We start from the raw sequence: 4,383 nt of genomic DNA, 5'->3' as shown, positions 1-4,383 counted from the left end.
TGCGGTACTCCGAATCCAGAAGTCAGCGCGAGCTTGGAAAATTATCGTGCGGGCGCGTGGGAAGTACCCTGTCCGGTACTCCAACGGCCATATGACGTAGACACAAAGGCCTCTACAACATCCCCCCCACGCTCGCCTGCCAGCACTCCCCGTGAGATTGGGCCACGGGCTTGTTACGCGGCACCGCGTTCCAGATTTCTCAGCCAGTGAATCAGCCGCTCCGCCACGTAGGGTGCGTGAGAGGAATTGAGCAGCGAGAAATGGTCTCCTGGTGTTTCAACCACCGTGATTTCACCGGTGAGCCAGGGGCCCCAACCCAGGTCCACGGCGCGAGGTCCACCCTGGGAGGACATGGCGGCCCGGACGAGGAGCGTGGGCCCCGCATAGGGACCTGGCAGGTAGGTGCGGCGTGCCTCGAAGAGTCGCTGGAAGACGGCGAAGAGCCGCTCCAGGGCCTCGAGGCCCAGCTCCAGCGCGCCCGGCCTCCAGCGCCGCACCTGTTCCAACAGGTAGGCCCGCTGCTCACGACCTTGGAGGTGGAGGAGCCGCTCCCGGTCCAGCGGCAGCTCCTGCCATGGCAGGCCCAGCACGGCGCCGAAGGTGGCCAGCTCGGTGAGGGAATCCGGTGGCGGCTGGAGCGCGGGGGCTGCGGTGTCGAGCAGCGCGAGCAGCTCCACCCGCTCCCCCGCGGCCTGGAGCTGGCGTGCCATCTCGTAGGCCACGAGTCCGCCGAAGGACCAGCCTCCCAGCAGGTAGGGTCCGTGAGGTTGCACGGCGCGCACCTGGGTCAGGTACCAGGTCGCGAGGGTCTCGACGGACGCGGGAGGTAGTTCTCCACCCTCCAGTCCCGAGGCTTGCAGTCCGTACACGGGCCGCTCCGCGCCACAGTGGCGGACCAGCTCCGCGTAGCCCAGCACCCCGCCTCCGCCGCCATGGATGAGGAAGAGGGGGCGCCGGGTGGAGCCGTTCGAGTCCAGCCTCATCAGGTTGGGTGTCGGGAGCGTCGTGCCGTCGTGCCGCTGCTCCAGCCACCGGGCCAGCCGCTCCACGGTGGAGCCCTGGAAGAGGGCGGACACCGGCACCGCGACGCCGGTGCTCTCGCGGAGGCGCGCCACCAGTTGGACGGCCAGCAGGGAGTGGCCGCCCAGCGCGAAGAAGTCATCGGTGAGGCCCACGCGAGGCACGCGCAGGACGCTGGCGAAGCCCTCCGCGAGCTGCATCTCCAACGGGGTGCGCGGGGCCACGTACTCGGAGGTGGACGCGGGCGCGTCCGGCGCGGGCAGCGCCTTGCGGTCCACCTTGCCGTTGGCGTTGAGGGGCAGGGCGTCCAGTACCACGAAGGCGGAAGGCACCATGTAGTCGGGCAGCGTCCGCTGGGTGGAGGCGCGCAGGCCCGCGGCGTCCAGGCTGCCGGGTGCGGCCGCCACGTACGCCACCAGGCGCTTGTCGCCGGGAGCGTCCTCGCGCACCACCACCACGGCTTCCTCGACGCCCGGGGCGTGGCGCAGCACCGACTCCACCTCGCCCGGCTCAATTCGGAAGCCGCGCAGCTTCACCTGGAAGTCGATGCGGCCGAGGAACTCGAGGGTGCCGTCCTCGCTCCAGCGCACCTTGTCACCGGTGCGGTACAGCCGCGCGCCGGGGGTGGAGGAGAAGGGGTGGGGCACGAAGCGCTCGGCCGTGAGGTCCGCGCGGTGGAGGTAGCCCCAGGCGAGGCCGGCTCCGCCCACGTACAGCTCACCGGGAACGCCCGGCGGCACCGGCTGGAGCGAAGCGTCCAGTACGTACGCGGTGGAGTTGGACAGTGGCCGGCCGATGGGCACCGAGCGGCCCGGCTCCTCTCCGGCCCGCAGGGTGTGGGTGGCGGAGAAGGTGGTGTTCTCGGTGGGGCCGTAGCCGTTGATGAGCACGGCGCCTGGAGGCAGCCGCGAGAGGTGCTCACGCACGCGCTGCACGGGCAGCACGTCGCCGCCCGCGAGCACCTGTCGGACGCGGGCCAGTGCGCTGCCCTGGTGCAGCACCATCTGCTCGAAGAGGGCCGCCGTGAGCCACAGGGTGGTGATGCGCTCGCGCGACAGCAGCTCACCGATTTCGTCGAGGGAGAGGGCCCCCGGAGGAGCGAGCACCAGCGTCGCGCCATGAAGCAGCGCGCCCCAGACCTCCAGCGTGGAGGCGTCGAAGGCCGCTGGGGCGAGCTGGAGAATGACTTCGTCCGAGCCGAAGCGCATGAAGTCGCTGCCGCGCACCAGCCGCGTCACGCCCCGGTGGGGCACGCAGACGCCCTTGGGACGGCCGGTGCTACCCGAGGTGAACATGACGTACGCCAGCGTGTCCGCACCGGGCTCCTCGGCGAGGGGCGTGGTGGGCCGCGAGGCGATGGCGCTCCACTCCGCGTCCAGCGGGACGCGGTGTCCCTCGAACGTCGCGCTCGGCAGGGACTGCTGGGTGAGGAGCACGCGAGCGCCCGTCTCGCGCAGCATCCAGGCGAGGCGCTCCGGCGGTTGGTGCGCCTCCACCGGCACGTAGGCGGCGCCGGCCTTGAGGATGCCGAGCATGCCGACGACGAGCTCCAGCGAGCGCTCCACGCACAGGCCGACGCACGCGCCCGGACGCACGTCCAGCGCGCGCAGGTGGTGAGCGAGTTGATTGGCCCGAGCGTCCAGCTCGCGGTAGCTCAGGGAGTCCTGGCCGAAGCGCAGGGCCACGGCGTCCGGAGTGCGGCGTGCCTGGGCCTCGAAGAGCCCGTGGAGGCTGGCGTCCCCAGGGAAGTCCGAGGCGGTGTCGTTCCACTCCACGAGCACCCGTCGCTGCTCGGCCGCGTCCATCAGCGGCAGCGCGGAGAGGGGCTGGGCCGGGCGACGGGAGACAGCCTCCAGCAGCGTGCGCAGGTGGTGCGACATCCGGGCGACGGTGGCTGTGTTGAACAGGTCGGTGTTGTAGTTCAGCGCTCCTTGCAGGCCCTCGGCGCCATGCTGCATGGACAGCATGAGGTCGAACTTGGCGACATCGCCTCCTGTCTCCAGCGTGGAGAGCGTGAGCCCCGGCAGCGACAGCCGGGTGTCGGGCAGGTTCTGCAGGGTGAAGACGACCTGGAAGAGCGGCGTGCGGCTCAGGTCGCGCTCCGGGCGGAGCACCTCCACCAGCTTCTCGAAGGGCACGTCTGGTGCTCGTAGGCACCCAGGGTGGCCGCCTTCACCTGCTCCAGCAGCGAGGCGAACGAGTCCGTGCCGGAGACGCGGGAGCGCAGGGCAAGGGTGTTGACGAAGAAGCCGATGAGCCCCTCCGTCTCGGCGCGGTTGCGGCCGGCGATGGGAGAGCCGACGACGATGTCTTCCTGGCCCGAGTACCGGTGCAGCAGGGCCTTGAAGCCCGCCAGCAGCACCATGAAGAGGGTGGCCTGGTGCTCGCGGGCGAGGGCTTCGAGGCCGCGGGACAGCTCGGGCGAGAGCGAGAAATCGTGTGTCGCGCCGTGGAAGGTCTGCACGGCGGGACGCGGCCTGTCAGTGGGCAGCTCCAGGGCGTGGGGCGCCCCGGCGAGCTGTTGCTTCCAGTAGCCGAGCCACGTGTCGAGCACGTCTCCGCGCAGCCAGCTCCGCTGCCACGCGGTGTAGTCGGCGTACTGGATGGGCAGCGGCGTGAGGCGGGGGCGCTCACCGGATGCGGCGGCCTGGTACAGGGCGGCCAGCTCGCGGACGAGCACGCCCATGGACCAGCCGTCGGAGACGATGTGGTGCATCGTCAGCAGCAGGACGTGTTCGTCGGGTGTCAGCCGCAACAGCGTGGCGCGGAGGAGCGGCCCGTGGTCCAGGTCGAACGGCCGCACTGCCTCGGCTTCCGCCAGCCGGCGAGCCTCGGACTCACGCAGGTCCTCCGCCACCTCGCGCAGGTCCACCAGGGGCAGCGGGAAGTCGCAGGCCGGGTGGATGACCTGGACCGGCTCCTCGCCGCGCAGGGTGAAGGTGGTGCGCAGGGACTCCTGACGCTCGATGAGTGCGCCGAGGCCGCGCTCCAGCGCGGTGAGGTCCAGGGCTCCCGTCAGGCGCACCGCGGTGGGCAGGTTGTAGGAAGCACTGCCGGGCTGGAGCTGGTCGAGGAACCAGAGGCGCTGCTGGGCGAAGGACAGCGGCAGCGGCCCGGTGCGTGGCACGGGCATCAGCGGCGGGAACTGCTCGCCTGCGCGCGACTGCCGGGCGGCCTCTACGCGTGGGGCGAGGGCCGCAATGGTGGGCGCTTCGAAGAGGGCGCGCACGGGAAGCTCCACCTCGAAGGCGCGGCGCATGCGGGAGACGACCTGCGTGGCCAGCAGTGAGTGGCCACCGAGGGTGAAGAAGTCATCGGTGACGCCGACCGCTTCCAGATGCAGCACCTCGGCCCAGATGGCAG

1 pseudogene is annotated in these 4,383 nt (G+C 71.0%); it reads right to left on the bottom strand.

Features of this window, described 5'->3' with window-relative positions:
* Positions 1 to 173 precede the first annotated feature (173 nt).
* Positions 174 to 4,376 (bottom strand): annotated as a pseudogene (locus OV427_RS50715) (amino acid adenylation domain-containing protein); the annotation flags it as partial.
* Positions 4,377 to 4,383 lie beyond the last annotated feature (7 nt).

It is taken from the genome of Pyxidicoccus sp. MSG2, from assembly GCF_026626705.1.
Lineage (GTDB): Bacteria > Myxococcota > Myxococcia > Myxococcales > Myxococcaceae > Myxococcus.
This window is presented reverse-complemented; position numbering and strand designations above follow the sequence as displayed.